A 24,902-nucleotide genomic window follows, 5' to 3' on the forward strand; every position below is an offset into this window, starting at 1 on the left:
CGCGGTGTCGCGCGAAAAGTCAGTGATCAGACAAGTGCTGCGGTTTTAGCTATTTCGGCTTTGGGCCTGTCCAATGTTTCGATTTGAGTGGATGTTGCGGCTTCGGAAAAATCCGCGCCTGCGCCGTAGATGTCGCGTGCAACGCCGGTGGTGAGCTGGTCGGGGGTGCCGTCAAAGACGACCCTGCCATCGCGCATCCCGATCACCCGGTCGCAATAGCGCCGCGCGGTGTCGAGCGTGTGCAGGTTGGCGATCACCATGCGCCCGTCTTCTTCGTGAATGCGCCGCAATGCGTCCATGACGATCTGGGCATTCATCGGGTCAAGCGATGCGATGGGTTCATCGGCAAGGATGATATCGGGGTCCTGCATCAGGGCGCGGGCGATGGCCACGCGCTGCTGCTGTCCACCGGACAGTGCCTCGGCCCGTTTGGGGGCCTGTTCAGCAATCCCCAGCCGGTCAAGGATTTCGATGGCTTTGTGAATGTCGTCCTGCGGGTAGAGGTTGAACATGGTCGCCCATGTCGCGCGCCGGTTCAACGTGCCGTGCAGCACGTTGGACACTACATCCATGCGCGGGACGAGGTTGAATTGTTGAAAGATCATTGCGCAGCGTGATTGCCATTGCCGCCGTGCAGCGCCGCGCAGGCCGGTCACGTCTTCGCCATTGAAAGAGATCGTGCCTGTGCTGGCCGTTGTCAGGCAATTCAGCATCCGCAGAAGCGTTGATTTCCCCGCACCAGACCGCCCGATCACGCCGATCATTTTGGGTTGTTTGACGTCGAATGAAACCTTGTTCACGGCGGTCTTTCCGTTGAAGGTTTTGGTCAGTTCAGTGATGTGCAGCATGTTGCCCCCAATGGAATTGGGCGAACATGTGCCATTCAATCTTCACTTTTTTTTAAAGCTTTTGACTCTGATTTTTGAAACTAATGAAACAATTGTGTGACCTATCGCGTTCTGATTGCGCCGACCTGTCATAAAAGATTTACAGAACCGCCCGTTTCTTCCTATGCTGATGCTATGAGAATGATCTTTACAGTGCTTGCCGCTGTTTTGGCCTTTGCAATACCGCATCCGGGCTGGGCCACTTTCGGCGATGTGATCTGCGATGACCGTGATCGTTTGCAGCAGCAATTGCAGGCTGATTTCGGATCAGAAAAGCGCGGCAGCGGGATGCGCGGGCCGGATGCGCTGGTTGAAATATGGGTGGATGCTGCGGGCGATTGGACCATGGTGCAGAATTACGCCAACGGCACCGCATGTATTGTCGCCATTGGCGAGCATTGGGAAATGTTTGCGGCACCCAGTGATCCCGCCTGAGATCCTATCCGCAGTTCTATGTTCCGATTGTCTGCGTGACAGCGGGGCCGCTGTTCATTATCCAAGGCGCTGCGAATACCCCCAGCCTGAAAGCCGAGATGATGAGAGCAGAGACATGGATTGACAGGTTCAAAGGGCTGGGCACGCTGTCCCCAGATGTCAAAACGGCGCTGCTGCGCGAAAGTAAGATTGTCAAAGTCACCGCAGGCACGATGGTATTTGGTCCGGGGTCCGTTCCTGACAGTTTGCTGTTTTTGCTGGAGGGTCGGCTGCGGGTGCAGCAAACCTCTGATAGTGGCCGCGACATTATTCTTTATCGCGTCGAGGCCGGGGAAAGCTGTGTTCTGACAACGGCCTGCCTGCTGGCGCATGAGGTCTATGCGGCGGAAGGTGTGGCGGAAACGGATGTGACGGCGGTTGCGATCCCGCGCGGCGCTTTTGATCGCATGATGGCCTCATCCCGTGAGTTCCGGGAGTTTGTGCTGACCGCCTATGCCCGCAGGATTACCGACCTGTTCCGGGTCATTGATGATGTGGCATTCGGCAGGATCGACATGCGTCTGGCGGATCGTCTTTTGACCCTATCGGACGATGCGGACAATGTTGTTGCGACCCATCAGCAGCTTGCGACCGAGCTTGGCACCGCGCGCGAGGTGATTTCGCGGGTGTTGCAGGATTTTCAGAAGCGCGGATTGATTGCTCAGTCACGCGGGTCGATTGCGCTACAGGATCGTGCGCATCTTGCCCGATTGGCGGATAGTGGCGCTTGACCAAGCGTAGGTGACATTATCACTGTTATCCACATATCGCGATAATAGTATGTATCTAGAATATGATTCTGGAGAATACCTATGTCAGTTGGTGCCGATCTTGTCGTCTTGCCGCTTGCCCAGTCGGGAGCGGTGTGATGATGGAAACTGCCTTTACCCCTTATGCATCCCTTGCGGGTGGTGTCCTGATTGGCCTGTCAGCCACATTGCTGATGCTGGTGTTGGGTCGCGTCATGGGTGCTACGGGTGTGCTGACAGGCTTGGTGATGCCTGCCAGTGCTGATGATTTTGCTTGGCGCGCGGCGCTGCTGGCCGGGATGGTCAGCGCCCCTGTGGCGATCATGGCCGTCACCGGGCAGATGCCTGCGGTGCAGGTGCCTGTATCCGCTGCGATGCTGGCCGTCGGCGGGCTGATTGTCGGTCTGGGTGTCACCTATGGTGCTGGCTGTACGTCCGGCCATGGTGTTTGCGGCATGGCCCGGCTGAGCCCCCGGTCCATCGCGGCCACGCTGACCTTTATGATTTTCACCTTTGCGACAGTCTATGTCGTTCGCCACGTGCTGGGAGCGTAAGCCATGCGTTTGATTTTCACCTATTTGATCGGCCTGATCTTTGGCACCGGTATTGCGATTTCGGGCATGGCCAACCCGGCGAAGGTTTTGAATTTCTTTGATATCGCAGGGACATGGGACCCGTCGCTGATCTTTGTCATGGGCGGGGCGGTGGTGACGGCCTTTATCGGCTACAAGCTGGTTTTTGGCCGCAGCGCCCCCATTCTGGACACGGCATTTCACCTGCCCACAAACCGGGTGATTGATGCAAAGCTGCTGGGTGGCTCGGCTGTTTTCGGGATTGGCTGGGGCATTGCCGGTTTCTGTCCGGGTGGTGCATTGCCCGCGCTCGGCACTGGCCGGTGGGAGGTCTTTCTTTTCACCGGGGCCGTGATCGTCGGTGTGTTTCTTGCCAAATTTCTACAGTCACGCGCCAATCGACCCGCGCGTGTGCCGGTCTGACCCACCGGAGACCGGTCGCAATTCTTGAAACAAGGACGTGACGCAATGGATATCCGCAAGATTACAGATGCTTTGTCAGTCAGCCCGCAGATCATGCCCGCCGATCTACCGGCGCTGAAAACGGCAGGGTTTCGCTCGATCATCATCAACCGACCGGATGCTGAGGGCGCTGATCAGCCGGGGCATGAAGAGATCGCGGCGGCTGCCGCCAAAGCCGGGATCGAAACCCGCTATCTGCCAGTGACGCCGGGAATTGTGACGGATGAAACGGCGATTGCGTTTGGTGCGGCCCTGTCCGACTTGCCGGGGCCAGTGCTGGCCTATTGCCGCACAGGCACACGCTCTGCCACGTTGTGGTCTTTGGCAGAGGCGCAGTCGCGCCCGCTGCCGGATATCCTGTCTGCTACGAAGGCGGCGGGCTATGACATGTCTGGTGTGGCTCGCCGGATTGCCAATGGCGGCAAGACCCCGACCGATACAGGCGATGCGAAATATGATGTGGTGATCGTGGGGGCCGGGGCTGGCGGAATTGCCGTGGCGGCCAGCCTGCGCGCCCGTAAACCGGGATTGGAGATCGCCCTGATTGATCCGGCGGATATCCATTATTATCAGCCGGGCTGGACCATGGTCGGTGGTGGTATCTTCGATGCCCAATCCACCGCAAGAACCATGGGCAGCCTGATCCCTGACGGCGTGCATTGGATTAAGGCGGCGGTTGCGGCCTTTGAGCCAAAGGATAATGCCATCGTGTTGGATGGCTGTCGCGTGGTGACATATGATCGGCTGGTGGTCTGTCCGGGGCTAAAGCTGGATTGGGACAAGGTCGCGGGTCTGAAAGAGACGTTGGGCCGCAATGGTGTCACCTCGAATTATCGTTATGATTTGGCCCCTTATACGTGGGAGCTGGTGCAGAATATGCGCAAGGGGCGGGCGATTTTTACCCAGCCGCCGATGCCAATCAAATGCGCAGGCGCGCCGCAAAAGGCGATGTATTTGTCTGGCGATGCATGGTTCCGCAAGGGTGTGCTGAAGGATATTGATATTCAGTTCAATAACGCAGGCGGCGTGCTGTTTGGGGTGAAGGATTATGTTCCGGCGCTCGAATCCTATGTGCAGAAATATGATGCGACGCTGAACTTCTTTCACAATCTGATCGCGGTGGACGGACCTGCCAAAACGGCGGTGTTTGAGGTGAAGGCACCGGATACCGAAGTGCGGCAGGTTGAGATGGCATTTGACATGATGCATGTCTGTCCGCCCCAGAGCGCGCCGGATTTCATCCGTGTGTCGCTGCTGGCGGATGCGGCGGGCTGGGTGGATGTGGATCAGGCGACCCTGCGTCACAAGACTTATGACAATATCTGGAGCCTTGGCGACGTGATGAATGCCCCCAATGCCAAGACAGCGGCGGCGGCCCGGAAGCAGGCCCCGGTGGTCGCTGACAATATCGTGGCGGATATGCGTGGCCGCACTGCTGTGGCGCAATATGACGGTTACGGGTCCTGCCCGTTGACGGTGGAGCGCGGCAAGATCGTGCTGGCCGAATTTGGCTATGGCGGGGTGCTGCGCCCGTCGTTCCCACGCTGGATGATTGATGGCACCAAGCCAAGCCGCGCTGCGTGGCTGCTGAAAGAACGGATCTTGCCGCCGATCTATTGGCGCGCGATGCTGAAAGGCCGGGAATGGATGGCAAAGCCGGAAAAGATTACCGCAGCATCGGACTGAGGTCGCCTGACGTGCGACGCGCCGGATTATAAGGAAATATCATGCAATTGCGCCACTACCTGCCGATCCTTGACTGGGGCCGCAGCTATAACCGCGCCGCCTTGTCGAATGATCTGGTTGCTGCCGTGATCGTGACGATCATGCTGATCCCGCAATCGCTGGCCTATGCGTTGCTGGCAGGCTTGCCGCCGGAGGCGGGGATTTATGCTTCAATCCTGCCAATCGTGCTGTATGCAATTTTCGGCACATCGCGGGCGCTGGCCGTGGGGCCGGTCGCTGTGGTGTCGCTGATGACAGCCGCCGCCATCGGGCAGGTGGCCGAGCAGGGGAGTGTGGGTTATGCGGTGGCGGCTTTGTCGCTGGCGTTGCTGTCAGGCGCGATGCTGGTGGCGATGGGGCTGTTGCGGTTGGGTTTTGTTGCCAATTTCCTGAGCCATCCGGTGATTGCGGGCTTTATCACAGCCTCTGGCGTGCTGATCGCGGCGAGCCAGTTGCGCCATATTTTGGGCATCGAAGCGCATGGCCATACGCTGGTTGAAATCCTTTCGTCACTGGCTGCGCATTTGCCTGAAACGGATATCACCACACTGATCATTGGTGCGGGGGCGACGGGGTTTCTGTTCTGGGTGCGCAAAGGGCTGCGCCCGCTTTTGTTGCGGCTGGGCCTGCCCAAGGGGCTGGCTGAGGTGCTGACGAAGGCGGGGCCTGTGGCGGCGGTTGCTGTGACCACGTTACTTGTGTGGCAACTGGATCTGGCCGCGCAGGGGGTGGCGATTGTGGGTGATGTGCCCAAGGGTCTGCCGCCGCTGACGCTGCCCTCTGTCTCGCCTGATCTGTTGCGGGCGCTGTTTGTGCCTGCGCTGCTGATTTCGGTCATTGGATTTGTTGAATCAATTTCGGTCGCGCAGACCCTTGCCGCCAAGCGCCGCCAGCGGATTGATCCTGATCAGGAGTTGATTGGGCTGGGTGCTGCCAATTTGGGGGCGGCGTTTACCGGCGGTTATCCGGTCACCGGGGGGTTTGCCAGGTCGGTTGTGAATTTTGATGCGGGGGCAGAAACGCCTGCGGCTGGGGCGTTCACCGCCGTTGGCCTTGCGCTGGCTGCCGTCGCGCTGACGCCGCTGGTCTATTTCCTGCCCAAGGCTACGCTGGCCGCGACAATCATCGTGGCCGTGCTGAGCCTTGTGGATTTTTCGATCCTGTCGCGCACATGGCGCTATGCAAAGGCGGATTTCATCGCCGTGAGCGCGACTATATTGCTGACGCTGGGGGTAGGGGTAGAGGCCGGTGTGTCCTCTGGCGTAATCCTGTCGGTGCTGCTGCATCTGTATAAAACAGCCCGTCCGCATGTGGCAGAAGTTGGTCTGGTGCCCGGTACCCAGCATTTCCGCAATATCCATCGCCACAAGGTCGAAACCCGCCCCGGCCTGTTGAGCCTGCGGGTGGATGAGAGCCTGTATTTTGTGAATGCCCGGTTTTTGGAGGATCTGATCCTTGACCGGCTGGCGGCTGATCCCCGGTTGCGCGACGTGGTATTGATCTGTGCGGCGGTGAATGAGATTGATTATTCCGCGCTGGAAAGCCTTGAAGCGATCAATGCAAGACTGGCCGAGCAGGGGATTGGGTTGCATCTGTCCGAGGTGAAGGGACCTGTCATGGACCGGCTGCAGGCCACATCTTTGGCGCAGCATCTGAACGGGCAGATTTTCCTGTCTCAGTATGATGCATGGTGCCGGTTGGGCGGGGACGTATCGGATGGATGCGATGGCGCGGGTGTTGGCACCCCGCTTTAATGTGCGTTGGGGTGGTGGTTTATCGAGGCGACCGCATGGTCGCGACCGCGAAGGACGCATCCCAGCGCCTGTTGTCCCCGGAGGTCGGGAATAAGGTGGTCGTGCTCTCTGGTGTTCCCTTTGGTCAGGTGGGCAGCACGAATAACATTCGGGTTGCTACATTCCGATAGCTGGTCGGGAAGGTCGGTCGCGCAGGTGATATGCGCTATTTGGCCTGAAGGCCTTCATCAAACTTGATGGATTCACCGCAGCCACAGGCGTCAACCACGTTGGGGTTACGGAATTTGAACCCGGATTCGAGTAGCGAGATTTCATAATCAATCTCTGTCCCGAAGAGAAACATCTGCGCCATGGGGGCGATCATTACACGTGCGCCGTCCTGTTCGACGACTTCGTCCATCGGGTCGACCTCTGTCACGTAGTCCATCGTGTATTCCATGCCTGCACAGCCGCCTTTCTTGACGCCGATGCGCAGCCCCTGGTGCCCTTCGCGGGTCATCAGCTTGGCGATTTGCGTGGCGGCCTTGTCTGTGATGGTGACCGCCTGTTTGCCTGGAATACCGAACATGATGTGCTCTCCTTTCGCTAACACTTAGGGTAGTTGTGATGCGCTCTCAAGGTGGGGCGGGGTGATGCCGGTGAATGTGATCAGTGAAAGCGTGCCGTAGCTGATCAAAAGCGCCCAACCGAAAGAGGCGAGCGTGCCGATGATGACATATTCGCTGGCCCGCTGGTCCTTGGACACTGTATCGAAGCGCAGGATGGATTTCGCCGCGATCAGAAAGCCGATCCCGGCTGGTTGCCCGGCCATGACCATCAGATAGATCAGCGCCCGTTCCAGCACCCCAATCATCCGCCCGGCGGCGGGCAGCCCCACATGCTGGATTTCTGAAAAGTCAGCCATCAGCAGCCCGACAGCGGGGCCCCCTGCAAAGACGCAGAGGATCAGCCCGGCGCTGATCGCGAGAAGATACTGCACCCATAGCGTCGCTTCGGGCCAGAGCAGCCCCAGTTCTGGCCAGACCCACAGCACAGCCCCGATGGTGGCGAAATGCGCCAGTTGGTCGCCCAGATAGGCCCAAAGCCGGTTGGGTGCGGCATGGGTTTTGATCACGTCAATGACCAGATGTGCCCCAGTGATGGCGAGCGCAGGCAGGATTTCCGCCCGGAGTGCGAGCAGCGTCAGCAGGAAGACCACGCCGATATGGGCGGCCATTGCCTCTGGCCTTTTTTTGTTGGCGATGATCCAGCTATTTTGCAGCGGGTAGTCGGCCAGCAGATGGGCGAGGATCAGGGCGAGGGCGGTGGTGAGCATCAGGCGGGCCGCTGGTTAGGGGGTGTGAAATCGTGATGCTGTATAGCGTAACGCGCGTTGTCGAAATAGGGGAGACCTGCGCCGGATAATCGGCTTTGAACCGCCTGTCGCGTGACGCCCAGCGTGGCGGCGATATCTTCGTGCCGCTGGGTGTCGCTGATCAGATAAAGCGCCATGGCTTCGGCTTGGGTGGCCGTCCAGCCTGCCGCGATGCATTCAGCAAGGTCGATGATCGCGCGCTCTGCCGGGCCGATGCTGGGTCCTGCCAGGGCAATCATGCGCCCCCGTCCCATATGATCAAGGTGATCCCCCGACACAAAAAAGGCGGGGCCGGTGGCGTCTGAAAGATCACGTGTGCCCAGCGCCTCTGCCGTGCCGGTGCCGATGGAGATGCGCGTGGCGATGCCGGTTTCGCCTGCTTTGAGGTTTGCGATGAAGAAAAGTGCGGCGTCGAGCAGCAGGCCGGGCGTGCGCAGGATGACCTGCCAGCCATCGCCCCGGAACCGGGTGAAGCGCAGATCCTGAGCATGGGCTTTCCCAAAATCGGTGGCGGCGTCATGCAAAAGGTCAAGCGTGTCGTCAACAGCCGCTGTGCTGGCTTTGCGCGATTTGATCAGGTCCCCGGTCAGGACGGCGATATGTTTAGGTTTGAACATAAGCAATTAATAATCATTGCTTTGGTTGTGAGCAAGTAAATTTTCTTGCTTTGAAAAGGGGCAAATAAATATGCTTGCTTTTGGTAGTGGTGCCCCGGACCGCAAGCGTGCGGCCCGGAGCAATTATTGGATCAGAGACCCATGCAGTTTGCGTAGTAGGTCGTCGTTGCGGGCCAGTCAGAGAAGACACCGATTACGCCAACATCCTGCGCAAGCGCGTCCAGAACCACGAAATAATCGCCGTCATTGCCAATGGCGTCGGTCACGGACTGGTAGTACCAGCCACCGCCAGAGGCGAGGGGCCCGGACCGTTCCAATGTCCATGTGATCAGCTCTAGCCCCGCTTCTTTCGCGGCCAAAGCGTAGGCGGAGGCCGTGATGTCGCCAGCGTCATCCACGGTTACCAGCATGTTCAGCGAGGGCGCGAGGTAGTTGACGCCATCCGCCTTGAGCTGGGCGAAATCCTCGACCCATGTATCAGCGGTTTGTTCGTCGAAACCATCGGTCCATTCAACTAGATACACGGCCTGCTGCCCATATTCCGGTTCGTTTTCAACCCAGTACATCACGTCTGCAAGGTTGAACGACTGCGGCCAGACGCGTGATGCGTCAATCCCGGCCTCTTTGTATTCGTCGACCAGTTTCTGCGCGTAATCTTCTTGCGAGAACCCTTCGTGTGGCATCGTGACCGAGGGCGATTTCAGTTCAGGTGTAAAATCTGCGCCAAGGCTGTCGAACAGCGCGATGGATTCCGCATGGGTCATCAGCGTGGCGTTGCCGGAATAGAGGTCCGTGCGCCAGTTGGCGGTGCCGCCCAGATACTCTTCGGCCGTGGTTGCAGCGCCATTGGCGGCGTCCATTTTCGGCGTCAGCGTTTGGAATTCAGCCAGCGTGATGTCCGATGTCCGACATTCTGCGCTGGCACTGGTGTCACCGGATGCAGGGCTGAAGGGTGTGGTGCAGTTATCGGCCAAATCGCTTGCCACAATGTTGGTGGTGGTGTGCAGATCGTTCTGGGCGTGACGGCAGACCAGTTCGTGATCAGCGGTGAAGGTCACGTCGCATTCAAGAATCCCGGCACCCATCTGTGCGGCGGCGACATTTGATTCGACCGTATGCTCAGGGAACATCAGCGGGGCGCCGCGGTGACCGATCGAAAAGGCCGAGCGGGCAGGGGCCTGTGCTGCGCAGGATTGCAGCTTGGACTTCAGTTCGTTGTCTTCCATCTGGCTGATCAAATAGGCCGGACGCGGGCCATAGGTCAGCCCTGCGCTGGAATGCGCGTCAGCCAAGGCCGTTGTCCCGGCAAGCATCAGGGACAGGGAAAGGGAAACAGGTTTCATCGGAATCTCCATTCATGTTGATGGTGTTGCAATGGCTGCAACGTGTAACGGTCTGCTGACAGGTTCATGACGGTTTGTGACAGGCAACTCTGCCGTGATAACAAACGGTTACGCTGTGCGTGTATCAGTCGCGAAATCGCAACCAATGCGTGGCGCACAATCGCGTCATAGCGCGCATCGTTGTGGCTGGCGAGCCATGTTATTGAAAAAACTCATTAATCGTTCTGACGGCGGGCCGCGCCTGCCTTCATCATTATCGGAAAAAAGGTCAGCAGGGCAGCTGTCTTATACCGATGGCCGCTAGAAATTTCGGCCCGCTGGCGCATAAGAGTATACTGCTTCAGTAGATTTTGAACGGTGTGGGCGTCTTGTTTGCAGGCCGTTTCGACCTGCCTGCAAGGCCGTGCGTGGTGGGTGTGTGATCGTCAGGCATTGTGCCGGGCTTACATGAAGCCCAATTCCAACCGCGCTTCGTCGGACATCATTTCCATGCCCCATTGCGGCTCGAACGTCATTTCGACATCGACCTGTTTGACGCCGGGAAGCGGTTCCACCGCATCGGCGACCCAGCCGGGCATTTCACCTGCCACGGGGCAGCCGGGCGCTGTGAGCGTCATGGTGATATTCACGACGTTATCTTCTTTGATGTCGATCGTGTAGATCAGGCCGAGATCATAGATGTTCACCGGGATTTCGGGGTCATAGACGGACCGGCAGGCTTGCACGACATCATCGTACAGCGGGTGATCGGTCGTGGAGGGTGCAATCAGTGGCGCACCTTCAAGCTGTGTCTGCGTTTCGGTCATGATCTTGATCCCGTTATTCCTGAGAAAACATATAGGGATTGTGCGGGGGGCCGTAAAGGGTTGGTGCTGCTTGGGAGGGCGCGATTTTGCTTCGCATACGGCCCCACCGGCAGGGCGATCTCATGCGGGGTGGCACCCGCTATCGGTGGTTTTTCGCCGATCATGCGATGTGTGCGACATATTTAATGCCGCGCGGTTTCGGGCGGTTGTCAGGTCAACCCCGCTGACGTAACGTACCGATAAATTTATAAAATGTAGGGCGCGTAATGTCGGATTTTCATCAATTCAAGAATGCAAAATTACAGGCTGTGAATATTCACGCAAACACCCAGATGAATCTGTGGATTACCGGCCCGATTGCGACCTACAACACTGCAATCACGAATGCGCATGATCGCTTTATAAGGACATTGGGCCGACAGGACAAAACGGACCAGTTGCAGCTTGAGGTTGTTTTTCTGATTGGGTTCGTCACGGCCGGGGTCGTGCTTTCGGCGGCGGCACCATTGCTGGCAACAACGGTTGCGACCACTGCGACCGGGCGTTTCGTGAAGAAAATCACCGATAAGCTACCGGGCGTGAACGGCGGTGCTACACTTGCTAACACCAGCCTTGCAAGGAACTTGGTGACAGGTTTTCGGGACGAAACACAATCTTTCCTTAAAATCCAAGGTAAGACTGAGTTGAAAGCGGGTGTCGTAAATGGCGGTGGTGACCTTGCCTCGGTTGCGGACATCAAGTGGCGCATCATCCATAATGCCAATGCTGCGTTTAAGATCATTATCGAATGGACCAAGCACATTGATAGATCGGATCTGACCGAAGAGCAGAAAAACAGTCTGGCGGATGATCTGTTAAGCCACGGGTTTTTGGGAAGTGTGCCCAATATTGCGTCCCGTAAGGCCGAGCTTGAGAATGTGATGGAATACACGTTCCTGTTGAACCACATCATGGATATGGACAAGCTGGTTACGACGACCACGCGCCCTAATATGCATGCGATGAGCTCTGGCATGACGCGCACCAGTGTTAGTACGTCTATTGACGTCGGCCCGAGCAACAGCAGCTACCCGCAGCAGGGCTCTGGCATGACGCGCGGCGGCGGTTTGGACTATACGATAACCGAGACTTCTGTTGATTATGACGACCCCGGAAATGCGGTCGCTGAAGAGGTTAATCGTCTTTATCACATTGTGAACAAGATGCCGGATAATGCTGGTGAAAGCTATAAGAGCGGGGTCGATTTCATGAATGATTCCCGTTGGTTCGGGACAGGTGTCGGTGCCCGGCAGATCAAGCTGGCAGAAACAGAGCTGACACGTATGGCGAATAAATACACTGCAAAGGCAATGCTGGCCGCAACACAATAGTCTGTTGTCGCTAAGGGTGGGCCCCCGCAGCCATCCTTAGCGTTTGGCCCGCTTTGGTGCCCGCAGTTGCACGCGCTTTTCGATTTCGTCGAAAAGCTTGCCGGCGATATTGGCGGCGGTGGCTTTTTCGATGCCTTCCAACCCTGGGGAGGAGTTGACCTCAAGCACTTTGGGGCCGTCTTCACCGCGCAACAGATCAACGCCCGCGAAGTTCAGCCGCAGTGCGTTGGCGGCGCGCACGGCCGTTTCGCGTTCTTCCTTGCTGATCTTGACCTTGGCCGCGCTGCCACCCTGATGCAGGTTGGAGCGGAATTCGCCTTCGGCTGCCTTGCGCTTGATCGCCCCCACGACCTTGCCACCGATGACCAGACAGCGGATGTCTTCGCCATTCGCCTCTTTCACGAAATGCTGCACCAGAAAATTGGCCCGCAGGTTTCGAAAGGCCGAAATGACGCTATCGGCGGCTTTCTGAGTTTCGGCCAGCACGACGCCTTTGCCTTGCGTGCTTTCCAAAAGTTTAATGATCAGCGGGGCCTTTCCCACCAGTCCGATCAGATTGCTGGTGTCTTTGGGTGAGGCGGCAAAGGCGGTGGCGGGCATGCCAATCCGGTTACGGGCGAGTACCTGATGCGCGGCCAGTTTGTCGCGCGAGATGCCGATGCCTTCACCGGAGTTCACGCAGTAGGTGCCGATGGTTTCGAACTGCCGCACAACTGCCGTCCCATAAGAAGTGATCGAAGCACCGATCCGTGGGATCACCGCATCATAGCGCGGCAGGCGTTTGCCGTCATAATGAACCTCGGGCGCGTTTTGGTTGATCGTCATGTAGCAGCGCGTGGTGTCGATCACCTCAACCACGTGACCGCGTGAGGTCCCTTCTTCCACAAGCCGCCGGGTGGAATAATTGTCTTCGCGTGAGAGCACGGCGATCCGCAGGTGCCGTTTGGGTGCGACCGCTCTGCGTCCCTTAAGGTAGACGTCATAGTTCAGTTCGGGCTGAAAGAACCTTTCGCTGGCTTGAATGCTGATTTCCGGCCCAAGCGCCTGCCGCCCGATCAGCATACGCGACGTCATGCTGCTGCGGTCGGTCAGCGTGACCTCTATCGGCCAGATGCGCCCGGCAACGCTGATCTCTGTTGCGATGACATAGCGGTTTTCACTTTCGCCGTTGGAACTGGTCACTTCGCGTTGGTCGAGCAGGGGGGCGGAACATGATACCTCTACATCGTCGCGGCCAGCGATGGGGTGCACGGAAAACCGCACAAGTGGTTTGTCCGCTGGGCCGAAAGGTTCGATGTCATAGGCGTGTAGCGCAGAGGTGCGCGCGCCAGTGTCGATCTTGGCTTTGAGCGCGGGCAATCCCAACGCGGGCAGGGAGACCCATTCTTCCCACCCAAATTTGAATTCGTCTTCGGCTTGCGGGGGGCGATTGGTCATGGGGCTATCCGGGTGATGCGTCTGCCCTGCGTAGAGCATGCCGTTGCATCATCGGCAACTGTTACCTGCGCCCTGCCGTTTAATCATAGAGGAGCGTCTAGGGGTTGTTCGATCTCGTTGGCGCTGTAGGCGACCCAGCGTGCCAGCTTAGGCAGCAGAGAGCCATGCTGTGCCGTTCCGCCGAAGCGGTAGCTTGCCCCGACAGACAGCGTGCCGAATGTATCGCCGAAGGTTGCGCCGCTCACGCTTTCAAAGCTGATCTGGGTCGCTTCGTAATCCAAGCGTACCACGTAATCGCCAAATGACCGTTCCACGCCGACCGTGAGGCTAAGCAGTTCGTTGTTGTCCGATAGATCGAGCGTGTCGCCCCGAGCATAGCTGAACGCGCCGGTCAGTGCATAATGTTCAGCGATATTGTAACTGCCGCCGATGTTGAGGAAAGGCGCATCGGCGGGCCCTTCTTTAAATTCGTCTTCGCTGTTCAGATAGCCGATCTGTGCGTAGACGGTGCCCGCAGCGATGTTCTTTACGACTTCGCCACCAACATAGCCGTAGGTCATCCTTATGTCGGAATCGCCATAGTCGTCCTGTGTGCCGCCGCCGGCGAAGCTCCCGAATGTCAGGTTGCCGCGCTCTGTCATCACGCGCAATGTCAGATCGGCGGTCGATTTCGTCGCGTCATCCTCCTCGACAGAGCCGTCCTCGGCGGGACTGATATAGCCGAAATGCGCTGTTGCGACAGTGGTCAGGCCGTTATCCATGGCTGCCGCAATGCTGAACGAGAGTTCGGCCGCGCCACGATCATACGTTCCTTCGATGCCGCGGCGGGCATCAAAGCCGTTGCCGCCATATTGATTGTGCCACGCCCCGAGCGCGCCGGAAATCTGAAATGAGGTGTCCTGTGCTGCGGCGGGTAGGGTGGAGAGAGCGGCGAGCGATGTCGTGATAATAAGGAAATGTTGCATGAATTCTACTTTCTATATTTATAACGTCAGAAAAATCTAGTGAATCGAAAAGCAAGACTTATTTGATCTCACCTGGCCAAAAAGATATGTTGTTGCGGCGCATGCATTGTTGCTGGCATCCATCTGCCCGGCAGTGAAACCATTAAATTTCGACTTGGCAAGGGGTGGCGCTTCGGCCAATAGCAGGGCATGACACAGCGTTTTTCATTCTCTTTACATGCCACTGATGGCAAGGCCCGGACGGGCACCATCCACACCCCGCGCGGCGAGATCCGCACGCCTGCCTTTATGCCTGTAGGCACGGCAGCTACGGTCAAGGCGATGATGCCGGAAAGTGTGGCGGCGACCGGTGCTGATATCCTGCTTGGCAATACCTATCACCTGATGCTGCGCCCAACGGCAGAGCGGATTGACAGGCTGGGCGGTCTGCACAAGTTCATGAATTGGGACAAGCCGATCCTGACCGATAGCGGCGGGTTTCAGGTGATGTCCCTGTCCGATCTGCGCAAACTGACCGAAGAGGGCGTGACCTTCAAATCCCATATCGACGGGTCGCGTCATCATCTGACACCAGAGCGGTCGATGGAAATCCAGAAGCTTCTGGGGTCCGATATTGTGATGTGTTTCGATGAATGCCCGGCGCTGCCCGCTGATCGCAAACGGATCGAAGAGAGTATGGCGCTGTCGATGCGCTGGGCGCAGCGGTCGCGTGATGCTTTTGGTGATCGCCCCGGTCATGCGCTGTTTGGTATTCAACAGGGTGGTCTGGAAGAGGATTTGCGCGGGCAAAGTGCCGAAGCGCTGCGCGCGATTGAATTTGACGGTTATGCCGTTGGCGGACTGGCCGTGGGCGAAGGGCAGGAGGCAATGTTCGATGTGCTCGATTTTGCGCCCGATCAGCTGCCCAAGGATAAGCCCCGTTACCTGATGGGCGTGGGCAAGCCCGATGACATCGTGGGGGCCGTCAAGCGCGGGATCGACATGATGGATTGCGTGCTGCCCTCACGCTCGGGCCGGACGGGTCAGGTTTTTACCCGGCATGGGGTGGTGAACATCAAGAACGCCCGCCACGCGGATGATCCGCGCCCGCTGGATGAGGACTGCACATGCCCGGCGTGTCGTAACTATTCCCGCGCCTATCTGCACCACGTGTTCCGGGCGCAGGAAATGATCAGTGGCATGCTGCTGACCTGGCATAATCTGCATTACTTTCAGGATATTATGCAGGGCATGCGCGATGCGATTGCCGCAGGTACCTTTGCCGATTGGGAGGCCGCGTTTCACGCAGGCCGCGCACAGGGCGATATTGCGCCGCTGTGACGGCGATCACGCTGCAGTTTGACAGCGATGGCGTTACGCTTTCTGGCGCGCATCATTGTCCGGATCACGGACGGCCCGTCGCAACAGGAGCAGCGGCTTTTTCAACGGCTCAAGCAAAACCCGCGACACTGGCTTCAGACTGTCGGGCCGAAAGTGAATGCGAATTGGTTTCGGGAATTCGTGCAACGCGACCCGAAAGACGCTCACCAGCGGTGTAGTTTACCGACATTGATCAACGGGTGCCGGCACGCATTGTGGACTGGTTGAACGGGCGCGGCCGAGCGGCGCAGCATGTGTCTTTTGCGCTAAAACTCCGGAATTCCTCCATAAGAGCTGCGCGGTCGGCGTGTTAACTATGGTGTGTTTGCACAGTAGAGATTGCCATGCCACTTCTGATGATTGCCCTGTCCTGGTCTGCCGCCACCGGAATTGCGTTGTTGATGCTCACCTGACGGAGGTGACACCATTGCTGCGCATAAAGGCAGGGCCTGTCAAAAGCCGTGCATGGTGTGTGCTGCCTTGGCCAACCGCGTCAATTCACAACTAAAACGCTTTTTCGCCAACAAGTGTTAAAGTTTTTATGGTTGATTGCTTGCGGTACAGCGTGATGACAGGCACTTTGCACGAAAGACCGACGCATGGCTGGTTGAATGCACATCAGTCAGCCCCATATGTTGATGCCAAGAGGGGACGCGCCAAGTTGCCGTAAATCGGGACCAAAGCGTCTTGCCAAAAAAGGAAACGAGCATGCAAGAACCATTGAGTTCATCTTATCCCGTCCTGCCGCTGCGCGACATTGTGGTTTTTCCTCATATGATCGTGCCGCTTTTCGTCGGTCGGGAAAAATCTGTCCGCGCGCTGGAAGAGGTGATGCAGGACGATAAGCAGATCCTGTTGTCCAGCCAGATTGACCCCGGTCAGGACGACCCTGATGAGGATGGCATCTACAACGCCGGTGTGCTGGCCAATGTATTGCAGCTGCTGAAACTGCCCGATGGTACCGTGAAGGTGCTGGTCGAAGGCCGCAGCCGCGTGCGGATTACTGATTTTGTTGAAAATGACCAGTTTTTCGAAGCCTCCGCCGAATATCTGGAAGAAACGCCCGGTGACTCTGCCGAGGTAGAGGCATTGGTGCGCAACGTTTCGGCCGAGTTTGAGCGTTACGCAAAGGTCAAAAAGAACATCCCCGAAGAGGCGATGGCCGCCGTTGGCGAAGCAACAGAGCCTGCCAAGCTGGCCGATCTAGTTGCGGGTCATTTGGGGATCGAAGTGGACCAGAAACAAGGTCTGCTAGAAACCCTGTCTGTGTCAGAACGTCTGGAAAAGGTCTTTGGCCTGATGCAGGGCGAAATGTCCGTGTTGCAGGTCGAGAAAAAGATCAAGACACGCGTCAAATCTCAGATGGAGCGGACCCAGCGTGAATACTATCTGAATGAGCAGATGAAGGCCATTCAGAAAGAGTTGGGAGATGGTGAGGATGGCCAGAATGAGGTCGCTGAACTGGAAGCCAAGATCGCTGAAACGAAGCTGTCCAAGGAAGCCCGCGAAAAGGTCGACGCAGAGCTGAAAAAGCTCAAGAACATGTCGCCCATGTCTGCCGAGGCGACCGTGGTGCGCAATTATCTGGATTGGATTCTGGGTGTGCCGTGGGATGTAAAGTCGCGCACTAAGAAGGATTTGAACCGTGCGCAGGATATTCTGGATAACGATCACTATGGCCTTGAAAAGGTTAAAGAACGCATCGTTGAATATCTGGCTGTGCAGCAGCGGTCGCGTAAGCTGAAGGGCCCGATCATGTGCCTTGTTGGCCCTCCCGGTGTTGGGAAAACCTCGCTTGGGAAATCCGTGGCCAAGGCGACGGGGCGCGAGTTTATCCGCATTTCGCTGGGCGGCGTGCGCGATGAAAGCGAAATTCGCGGTCACCGCCGGACCTATATCGGGTCGATGCCCGGTAAGATCATTCAGGCGCTGAAAAAGGCAAAGACGACGAACCCGCTGATCCTGCTCGATGAGATCGACAAGATGGGGCAGGACTTCCGGGGCGACCCGGCGTCGGCGATGCTGGAAGTGCTGGATCCGGAGCAGAATTCCACCTTTGTGGATCACTATCTGGAGGTCGAATACGACCTGTCGAATGTGATGTTCCTGACCACGGCGAACTCTTACAACATGCCGGGGCCTTTGCTGGACCGGATGGAGATCATTTCGTTGGCGGGCTATACCGAGGATGAAAAGCGTGAGATCGCAAGGCAGCACTTGCTTCCCAAGGTGATGAAAAACCACGGTCTGAAACCAAAAGAATTTTCGGTTTCCGACGAGGCACTGACCGCGATGGTGCGGGTTTATACCCGTGAAGCTGGCGTCCGTAATCTGGAGCGTGAGCTGGCCAAGGTTGCCCGCAAGGCTGTGACCAAGATCGTCAAGAAAGAAGCCGAGGTGATCGAGGTCAATTCCGAAAATCTGGCAGAGTTCCTGGGCGTCGAAAAGCATCGCTTTGGTCTGGCAGAGGAAGAGGATCAGGTTGGGGTTGTGACCGGCTTGGCCTGGACCTCGGTTGGGGGTGAACTGCTGAACATCGAAGCGCTGCGTTTGCCGGGCAAGGGCCGCATGAAGACCACCGGGAAACTGGGCGATGTGATGAAAGAGTCGATTGATGCGGCATCATCTTACGTTCGGTCGATTGCGCCGGAAATCGGGGTGAAGCCGCCAAAATTCGACACGCTGGATATTCACGTCCACGTGCCGGACGGCGCGACGCCCAAGGATGGTCCATCTGCTGGTTTGGCAATGGTGACCTCTATCGTGTCGGTGCTGACGCAGATCCCGGTCCGCAAGGATATCGCTATGACCGGCGAAGTGTCACTGCGCGGGAATGCGATGCCAATCGGTGGCTTGAAGGAAAAGCTGCTGGCAGCGCTGCGTGGCGGGATCACAACGGTGCTGATCCCGCAGGATAACGCCAAGGATCTGCCCGAGATCCCGGATAACGTGAAGGAGGGGCTGACGATCATCCCCGTTAAACACGTGTCCGAAGTGCTGGAACATGCGCTGGTGCGTAAGCCAGAGGCTATCGAATGGGACGAGGCGGCAGAAGAGGCCGCAGCGGCCGCACTCAAGGTAAGCAAAGACGGTGAAGGTGCGCGCGCGCATTGATCGCGGTCCCCGCAGCAAGAATGAAAGACGCATCCTGTGGGGTGCGTCTTTTTCATTTATGGGGTGCTGCAAATGCACAATCCCGCAGGAAGGCGGTTCGCGACATTGCCCCGCGCGGTTTGGTTTGCACGCAGTGCAGAATGGCGGCATTACTGGGTATTGTAGGTAACGGGTTGTGAGAGAGGAACATCAGGATGAATGAAGAAACGCCAGATATGATCAGGAAGGCCGAATTTCTTGAGCGCGTCACGATCCGTTCCGGGCTGAAGAAACGCGATGTTAAGCCCGCGCTAGAGGCCGCAATGGCAGAATTAGCTGACGCCTTGATCAAGGGGGAAGAGTTGGTAGTGCCGCCGCTGGGCAAGCTGCGCGTGGTCAAATCCAAAGAAATCAACAACGGCGCGCAGGTGCTGACACTGAAGCTGCGCACGCCAAATGATGCGTCGCGGCAGGTCAAAACGGGCCTTGCAGAACCGGACGATGACGGCTAGATCACCCCCCAATGGGTGATTAGCTCAGTGGTAGAGCGCTTCGTTCACATCGAAGATGTCAGGAGTTCAAATCTCTTATCACCCACCATAAAATCAATAACTAGCGGTCATTTGCGAAGTGTTCCTCAGTTCATTGAACCTGAGAGCCTCACTTTACCTCATAAAATCCAAGAAATCGACGGCATCAGACATATGTTGAGGCTGGAAACGCTCGTACGCTCGTACACTCGTACACTCGTACACTCGTACACTCGTACACTCGTTGAGTCGTTGCCGTGTTGCTGTGGCCTAGAACTTGGGGAACTTTTTCCATCGAGATGCCGCCAGCCAGCATCGTCACTGCGGCCGTGTGTCGGCAGTCATGGATACGGACGTGTCCAATTTTGGCGCGTTTGACAGCGGCAATAAAACCCTTCCGGATATTTCTCACGGGTTCGCCGTTAAACTCGATGACAAAGTCGGTCAGCGCAGCGTCTTGAGCAGCCATAAGGGCCGCCTTGGTGATACCGTTCATAGGAAGGATCGCGCGCCCTTTACGTGTCGCACTGTCGTCCAGCCGGAGATTGATGATGCTGCGCTGAAAGTCGACCCGATCCCAAGTGAGATCCGAGATGGCACCAACGCGTGCCACTGTCCCGAGGAGGGGGATCACGGCGAGACGGATATGCGGAGAACTGCACCCATCGATGAGACGCTGCATTTCGCTCTTCGTTAGAATGCGCATATCCGACTGTGGTTTTTCGGGCCGCCAGATCACTGGTGGTCTTGTCACGCTTGCGTTCCGGCCTCTCCACTCATTTAGGCAGCCTTTCGTTCAAAGGCCAAGGGACTTTTGCCACCCGGCGATGAATGCCGCCGCCGTGGATTATAGAATCCGTTAATGTACTGGAATATCGCGCCTTCGGCCTGACGGCGTGTTTCCCACCGGTTGCGCCAGATCAGCTCTGCTTTGATGGATTTGAAGAACGTTTTCACCATGGAATTGTCGCAACAATTGCCCTTGCCGCTCATCGAGACCTTGAAGCCATGCTTGGAAAGGCTTCGTTGATACTCGTTGGAACAATATTGCGACCCGCGATCCGTATGATGAACGCAGCCCTTAGACGGTTGCCGCAGCGCCACGGCCATGTCCAACGCTCGGATCGCTAAGTTCCGTTTCATACGATTGCTGACAGCCCAGCCGATGACGCGCCGCGAATACAGATCAATGATAACGGCCAGATACAACCACCCTTCGCTGGTCCAGGTCGCCAAGGATGCGCCATCGGTTCGAGCGACGATGGCGACGGATATGGCGCCAGCCCATTTTTGGTTCGGGCCAGTTGCCGTGAAATCTTGATCTAGCAGGTTGGGCGCAATGTTGAACGTATGGTTGCTATCGATCGTGGCTTTGTATTTCTGCGTTCTGATGACTTTGATGCCGTTCTCGCGCATCAGACGGCCCACACGACCGTGACCGATGCTCAACCCGAGTTCTTGCAACTCTTCAGTCATACGAGGCCTGCCATAACTTTGCAGGCTCAGGCGGTGTTGTTCGCGGATATTTGCCAAGATCACCATGTCGTCGCGTTGTCTGCGGCTCATTGGGCGGCTTCGCCATGCACGAAATCCGCGCGAAGTGACCTGCATGATGCGGCAGAGAAACACCACAGACCAATCTTCTTTCCAGGCATCGATGAAGGCAAATCTCATCAGCTTTGGCCCGCAAAGAAGATTGCTGCCTTTTTAAACACTTCCCTCTCCTCGCGCAGCAATCGGACTTCTTTGCGCAGGCGTCCCTTCTCTTGCTCAACGTCCTCGTGCGGACCCAACATCATATTGTCATGCTGATGCTTCTGAACCCACTTGTTCAGCGTAGAAAGTCCAACCCCCAAATCGGACACAACTTGTGGCCGGCTCAGTCCACTGGTCGTCGCGATGCGCACCGCATCACAGCGAAACTCGTCTGTATATCTTGTTGCCATCTTTGATCTCCTTCATAGTAAACATTGCTCGAAAGAGACCGGAACTAAAACGCGACAAGACCAACTTCCAAGATTACGTTGATCGTGCCGGTCTTTCCGAGGAGGAGCAGCGCGTATTGCAGTCGCTGCTAGCTGACGATGGATCGGATTGAAGCGATACACGCACGCGCGACGGATATTCATAATCACCTTGTGAACAATGGCGGCGATCCCACAAAGCCTTATGAATTTGTTTTGGTTGAAGCCGGAGTTCGCGATCTTGAGGTGAGAAGACTTCCAGCGGGTCACCCGCAGCTCAAAAGCGGCAAAGCTCTTCTGCAACGGGCATCTGCCACGATCCTGCATGAGACACGGGTAATATGTTTCGCGACGCATTCCTGGTCGCGCACGAAATCGGGCACCACGAATTTGGTAATGAAGTAGATATACCGCCAACCATGGAGGTCAATCCGGCGCGGTCTGCAGACCCCTCATCCTTCGGCGCTGATCGAGTAGTCGATTACAGCAATCGCGCACGCGAGGAGGTCCAAATGGACCTCTTTGCACGCGAGCTCCTGTTTCCACGCGCCATGGCTTGGTCGTGGTATATCGACGAAGGTTTTAGCGCAAGTGACACCACCAAGAAGCTGGGTGCCCCCTTGGCCCCCACATCACCTACGGCCTTCCAATGGACAGCGCACATCCCGTCATAAGAGCGCCATCGCACCGGTGTGGTGCTTTGGATGTCCTCTTCCGGCAGATCATCGCATGCATGAACCCCAAGGCTGCTCCTCTCGTGACAGTGAAACGCATCACACTTACATCTGAGGCTGGGTCTGCCAAATAAACACGGCACCTGGCTATGTCAGCAAAAATGCTGACAGGACGCTATTTAATGCAGTTTCACCCGAAGCTCCAATGCGGCAATGATTTTCACGTCGATGCCTAAAATATGGCATCGTAATCGTGCGGCCTCTTTTCTTAAAAGTTTTGGTTGGTGATCTGCTCCCCTGAAATGTTGGGGGTTAGGGTTAACCTGTTCTCCAGCAGAGGAAGCAGACGATGAAGAGAAGCCGATTGCAGGTGTACGCCCAAAGCCTATAAAGCGGGTATGTAATCCGCACCTGCAATCTGTCGTTGTGAAGGCGGGCGCTTGGCGCAACAGTCCGGCGGCAACATGCTGATCCCAGTGCATAATCATAGATTTTACTTGTCAAGCGCGGACGAATGCGACCTTTAGTGGCGTCCATGCGAGTGATGATAATTGAAGATTCTGATATCCTTCGGGAAAACATGGCGATGGGCCTGCGTAAGGCGGGCTATGTCGTCGAGACTGCGGCCGACGGCGAGGATGGCCTGTGGCGGGCTGAAGCGCGTAACCATGATGTTTTGATCCTTGATCTGGGTTTGCCAAAGCTGGACGGAATGGACGTCTTGCAGCGTCTGCGCGCTGCCGGTGATACAGCGCCGGTGCTGATACTGACGGCGCGTGACGGGGTTGATGATAGGGTGGCCGGCCTGCAAGCGGGCGCTGATGATTACCTTGTGAAACCGTTTGACTTTGCCGAACTCATGGCGCGGATCGAGGCGTTGTTGCGTCGCTCTTACGGGGCAAGCGTCAATGTGGTGAAAGTGGGCGATCTTGAAGTCGACACCTCCGCCCGTCAGGCGCGCTTGGGCGGTGTAATGCTGACCCTTGCCCGCCGTGAATATGCGTTGCTGGAGGTGCTGGTGCTGAATGCCGGAGCGGTCGTGTCGCGCGCTGATATTGAAGCCCGAATTTATGACGAGCATGTAGAGCCGAATAGCAATGTGGTGGATGCGGCGATGTCCATTCTGCGCAAAAAGCTGGACCAACCGGGCGTGCCATCGCGGATCGAAACACGACGGGGCGAGGGGTATCGACTTTGCAAACCGTGACCTCAATCCGGCGGACCCTCGCGCGGACCAATAGTATTGTGGTGTTCATTGTGGTGGCTGCTCTTTGCACGGGTGGTTTCGCTTATTTGCGTCATTGGCAGCTGGCCAATTTTCACAAAGCGATCGAGATGGATTTGCGGGTGGTGGCCAATTCGGTGAAGGTCTGGACCAACGGCGATATTTATATGGAGCTAAACGCGTCGCTGTTGCGGGAGTTTGACGCCGGTGGGCCAAGTGCTTTCGTTATTCGCGACATGGAAAATGGTGACGTGATCGCGAAATCAGAAAGCCTTTATGCTGACGGCCGGGGTTTGAAGGTGCTTCCCGGGGCCAGCCCTGATCGGATCATCTGGGGCGAAGATATGGGCAGCGATGGTGGGGCCGCTACGGTTGCCACCCAAATCCTGCCAGCGCAATGGGGCTGGGATATGGACGATCCGACGATTGAGCCCGATCCCGGTGTGCGCGATACGATGGTCGAGATTACCGTGGCCCATGACCGCAGCATGCTGGAAAGGGTGCTTTTCAATCTTGCGCTTGCAGCTTTTGCGATCAGCACGGCGGCGGCGTTGGCGGCAGGGCTGGCGACTTGGGCGATGACCGGACGTGCACTGCGCCCGCTGGATCGGTTGGCCCAGAAGGCGGCGGAAATTGATGAACCCACCGATCTGGCGCCTTTCGAGGTCACCGGCCCGGCCGAGATTGTGCCGATTGCGGATCGGCTCAACGATCTGCTGACGCGGCTGTTCATGGCCGCCCGACGTGAACGACGTTTTACTGCTGATGCCGCGCATGAGCTGCGCACACCAATTGCGGAATTGCGGACGCTGACAGATGTGGCGCTGGCCTTTCCTGATGATCCGGATCGATTGCAAAGCGTGGTGCGCACCTCAAATGAGCTTTCAGTTCGGTTGACATCACTTGTCGATGCGCTGCTTGGTCTGACCCGCCGTGAGACCATTATGAATGATTTGCGCATGGCACCGGTGGATATACCTGCGCTGCTTCAACGCCTGATCGATGCGCGGCACCAAGCGATTACAGAGCGTGGGCTGACACTGCATTATCGTGGTCCGGACGAACATCTGATTGATTCGGATGTCGCACTGCTGACCTCTGTCCTGACGAACTTGATCGGGAACGCTGTTGACTACGCGCCGCAAGGGGCTGAAATCACGCTGACATATAGTGGTGGCAGTGATGGGTTCCGGCTGGATGTCACCAATCCCGCCCCAGATTTGGGGCAGGCTGATCTGGCTCAGTTGTTTCAGCCCTTTTGGCGCAAGCGCGGCACGCAAAGTGATCGCGCGCATTCCGGGTTGGGCCTGACCCTGTCGCAGAATTTTGCCGACATCTTGGGAATGGATTTGAGCGCAAACCTGCTTACTTCCGGCAATCTGCAGCTTACGCTGTCAAAATAATCCATCACGTAATGTTGGCGTAATATTAAGGTCGGTACCCGTCCGTTAAGGCGCAGATAGGCTGCGCCAGATTATGGATCGGTGTGTCGCGCGTGGGGCTAAACCTCCCATTTTGCACACATTAGTTTCTGCGCGTGGT

23 protein-coding genes, 1 tRNA gene and 1 pseudogene are annotated in these 24,902 nt (G+C 57.0%); 15 read left to right on the top strand and 10 right to left on the bottom strand.

Annotated elements, in window-relative coordinates; translation table 11 throughout:
• Positions 1 to 26 precede the first annotated feature (26 nt).
• Positions 27 to 848, bottom strand: coding sequence for a phosphonate ABC transporter ATP-binding protein (gene phnC, locus ACJ5NV_RS04775; RefSeq protein WP_411642482.1), 822 nt, complete (start codon positions 846 to 848; stop codon positions 27 to 29).
• Between the two features lie 180 nt (positions 849 to 1,028).
• On the opposite strand from phnC, the gene ACJ5NV_RS04780 reads away from it, so the two are divergent.
• The 6 genes from ACJ5NV_RS04780 to ACJ5NV_RS04805 all read left to right on the top strand — a co-directional run bounded on the left by ACJ5NV_RS04780 (position 1,029) and on the right by ACJ5NV_RS04805 (position 6,623).
• A complete protein-coding gene (locus tag ACJ5NV_RS04780) occupies positions 1,029 to 1,322 on the top strand; it encodes a hypothetical protein (protein ID WP_411642483.1) in 294 nt (97 codons plus the stop codon).
• 101 nt (positions 1,323 to 1,423) lie between these two features.
• Complete coding sequence (locus tag ACJ5NV_RS04785; protein WP_411642568.1) at positions 1,424 to 2,092, top strand: Crp/Fnr family transcriptional regulator; 669 nt, start codon at positions 1,424 to 1,426, stop codon at positions 2,090 to 2,092.
• 137 nt (positions 2,093 to 2,229) lie between these two features.
• Complete coding sequence (locus tag ACJ5NV_RS04790) at positions 2,230 to 2,664, top strand: YeeE/YedE family protein (RefSeq protein WP_411642484.1); 435 nt, start codon at positions 2,230 to 2,232, stop codon at positions 2,662 to 2,664.
• A 3-nt stretch (positions 2,665 to 2,667) separates the two neighbouring features.
• Positions 2,668 to 3,105: a DUF6691 family protein gene (locus ACJ5NV_RS04795; RefSeq protein ID WP_411642485.1), complete on the top strand. Its 438-nt coding sequence runs from the start codon at positions 2,668 to 2,670 to the stop codon at positions 3,103 to 3,105.
• Positions 3,106 to 3,150: 45 nt separating this feature from the next.
• On the top strand, positions 3,151 to 4,830 hold the full coding sequence (locus tag ACJ5NV_RS04800; protein WP_411642486.1) for a bifunctional protein tyrosine phosphatase family protein/NAD(P)/FAD-dependent oxidoreductase: 1,680 nt from the start codon (positions 3,151 to 3,153) through the stop codon (positions 4,828 to 4,830).
• A gap of 41 nt (positions 4,831 to 4,871) precedes the next feature.
• Positions 4,872 to 6,623 (top strand): SulP family inorganic anion transporter, encoded by a 1,752-nt coding sequence (locus ACJ5NV_RS04805; RefSeq protein WP_411642487.1) that lies wholly within the window; start codon positions 4,872 to 4,874, stop codon positions 6,621 to 6,623.
• 205 nt (positions 6,624 to 6,828) lie between these two features.
• Here the strand turns inward: ACJ5NV_RS04805 and ACJ5NV_RS04810 are convergent, their stop codons facing one another.
• The 5 genes from ACJ5NV_RS04810 to ACJ5NV_RS04830 all read right to left on the bottom strand — a co-directional run bounded on the left by ACJ5NV_RS04810 (position 6,829) and on the right by ACJ5NV_RS04830 (position 10,743).
• Positions 6,829 to 7,191, bottom strand: a complete 363-nt coding sequence (locus ACJ5NV_RS04810) for a HesB/IscA family protein (protein WP_411642488.1) — start codon at positions 7,189 to 7,191, stop codon at positions 6,829 to 6,831.
• 24 nt (positions 7,192 to 7,215) lie between these two features.
• Positions 7,216 to 7,938 carry a DUF3307 domain-containing protein gene (locus tag ACJ5NV_RS04815; protein ID WP_411642489.1) on the bottom strand — a complete coding sequence of 241 codons (723 nt, stop codon included), beginning with the start codon at positions 7,936 to 7,938 and terminating at the stop codon, positions 7,216 to 7,218.
• Positions 7,938 to 8,594, bottom strand: a complete 657-nt coding sequence (locus ACJ5NV_RS04820) for a hypothetical protein (RefSeq protein ID WP_411642490.1) — start codon at positions 8,592 to 8,594, stop codon at positions 7,938 to 7,940. Before ACJ5NV_RS04820 ends, ACJ5NV_RS04815 begins: the two co-directional genes overlap by 1 nt.
• A 131-nt stretch (positions 8,595 to 8,725) precedes the next feature.
• Positions 8,726 to 9,937 carry a glycerophosphodiester phosphodiesterase family protein gene (locus ACJ5NV_RS04825; RefSeq protein WP_411642491.1) on the bottom strand — a complete coding sequence of 404 codons (1,212 nt, stop codon included), beginning with the start codon at positions 9,935 to 9,937 and terminating at the stop codon, positions 8,726 to 8,728.
• 443 nt (positions 9,938 to 10,380) lie between these two features.
• The gene (locus ACJ5NV_RS04830; RefSeq protein ID WP_411642492.1) at positions 10,381 to 10,743 is read right to left on the bottom strand and encodes an SUF system Fe-S cluster assembly protein; all 363 of its coding nucleotides are present in this window, start codon (positions 10,741 to 10,743) and stop codon (positions 10,381 to 10,383) included.
• Between the two features lie 332 nt (positions 10,744 to 11,075).
• On the opposite strand from ACJ5NV_RS04830, the gene ACJ5NV_RS04835 reads away from it, so the two are divergent.
• Positions 11,076 to 12,113: a hypothetical protein gene (locus tag ACJ5NV_RS04835; RefSeq protein ID WP_411642493.1), complete on the top strand. Its 1,038-nt coding sequence runs from the start codon at positions 11,076 to 11,078 to the stop codon at positions 12,111 to 12,113.
• Between the two features lie 36 nt (positions 12,114 to 12,149).
• Here the strand turns inward: ACJ5NV_RS04835 and rimK are convergent, their stop codons facing one another.
• Together rimK and ACJ5NV_RS04845 are read right to left on the bottom strand one after the other, a co-directional pair.
• On the bottom strand, positions 12,150 to 13,550 hold the full coding sequence (gene rimK / locus ACJ5NV_RS04840; protein WP_411642494.1) for a 30S ribosomal protein S6--L-glutamate ligase: 1,401 nt from the start codon (positions 13,548 to 13,550) through the stop codon (positions 12,150 to 12,152).
• An 83-nt stretch (positions 13,551 to 13,633) separates the two neighbouring features.
• Positions 13,634 to 14,515 carry a hypothetical protein gene (locus ACJ5NV_RS04845; protein WP_411642495.1) on the bottom strand — a complete coding sequence of 294 codons (882 nt, stop codon included), beginning with the start codon at positions 14,513 to 14,515 and terminating at the stop codon, positions 13,634 to 13,636.
• A 189-nt stretch (positions 14,516 to 14,704) separates the two neighbouring features.
• Here ACJ5NV_RS04845 and tgt point away from each other — a divergent pair, with 189 nt between their 5' ends.
• The 4 genes from tgt to ACJ5NV_RS04865 all read left to right on the top strand — a co-directional run bounded on the left by tgt (position 14,705) and on the right by ACJ5NV_RS04865 (position 19,567).
• Positions 14,705 to 15,835, top strand: coding sequence for a tRNA guanosine(34) transglycosylase Tgt (gene tgt, locus ACJ5NV_RS04850; protein WP_411642496.1), 1,131 nt, complete (start codon positions 14,705 to 14,707; stop codon positions 15,833 to 15,835).
• 747 nt (positions 15,836 to 16,582) lie between these two features.
• On the top strand, positions 16,583 to 18,988 hold the full coding sequence (lon, locus tag ACJ5NV_RS04855) for an endopeptidase La (RefSeq protein ID WP_411642497.1): 2,406 nt from the start codon (positions 16,583 to 16,585) through the stop codon (positions 18,986 to 18,988).
• Between the two features lie 194 nt (positions 18,989 to 19,182).
• On the top strand, positions 19,183 to 19,479 hold the full coding sequence (locus ACJ5NV_RS04860; RefSeq protein WP_411642498.1) for an HU family DNA-binding protein: 297 nt from the start codon (positions 19,183 to 19,185) through the stop codon (positions 19,477 to 19,479).
• Between the two features lie 13 nt (positions 19,480 to 19,492).
• Positions 19,493 to 19,567, top strand: a tRNA-Val gene (locus tag ACJ5NV_RS04865).
• A gap of 96 nt (positions 19,568 to 19,663) precedes the next feature.
• On the opposite strand, the gene ACJ5NV_RS04870 is transcribed toward ACJ5NV_RS04865, so the two are convergent.
• Entirely contained in the window at positions 19,664 to 20,203 is a 540-nt protein-coding gene (locus ACJ5NV_RS04870; protein ID WP_411642569.1) for a site-specific integrase, read from the bottom strand.
• 74 nt (positions 20,204 to 20,277) lie between these two features.
• Positions 20,278 to 21,443, bottom strand: a protein-coding gene (locus ACJ5NV_RS04875) for an IS3 family transposase (protein WP_411642499.1) whose coding sequence is annotated in 2 segments (ribosomal slippage) — positions 20,278 to 21,206 and positions 21,206 to 21,443 — 1,167 coding nt in all. Because the reading frame shifts where the segments join, the coding sequence is not laid out codon by codon here.
• 359 nt (positions 21,444 to 21,802) lie between these two features.
• Here ACJ5NV_RS04875 and ACJ5NV_RS04880 point away from each other — a divergent pair.
• The 4 genes and pseudogenes from ACJ5NV_RS04880 to ACJ5NV_RS04895 all read left to right on the top strand — a co-directional run.
• Positions 21,803 to 21,955: pseudogene (locus tag ACJ5NV_RS04880) on the top strand (hypothetical protein); the annotation flags it as partial.
• An 18-nt stretch (positions 21,956 to 21,973) separates the two neighbouring features.
• The gene (locus ACJ5NV_RS04885) at positions 21,974 to 22,135 is read left to right on the top strand and encodes a hypothetical protein (RefSeq protein ID WP_411642574.1); all 162 of its coding nucleotides are present in this window, start codon (positions 21,974 to 21,976) and stop codon (positions 22,133 to 22,135) included.
• A 544-nt stretch (positions 22,136 to 22,679) separates the two neighbouring features.
• Complete coding sequence (locus ACJ5NV_RS04890) at positions 22,680 to 23,342, top strand: response regulator transcription factor (protein ID WP_411642500.1); 663 nt, start codon at positions 22,680 to 22,682, stop codon at positions 23,340 to 23,342.
• Positions 23,339 to 24,763: a sensor histidine kinase gene (locus tag ACJ5NV_RS04895; RefSeq protein ID WP_411642570.1), complete on the top strand. Its 1,425-nt coding sequence runs from the start codon at positions 23,339 to 23,341 to the stop codon at positions 24,761 to 24,763. The genes ACJ5NV_RS04890 and ACJ5NV_RS04895 overlap by 4 nt, the downstream gene beginning before the upstream one ends.
• The last annotated feature ends 139 nt before the right edge of the window (positions 24,764 to 24,902 follow it).

It is taken from the genome of Loktanella agnita, from assembly GCF_046640325.1.
Taxonomy (GTDB): domain Bacteria; phylum Pseudomonadota; class Alphaproteobacteria; order Rhodobacterales; family Rhodobacteraceae; genus Yoonia; species Yoonia agnita.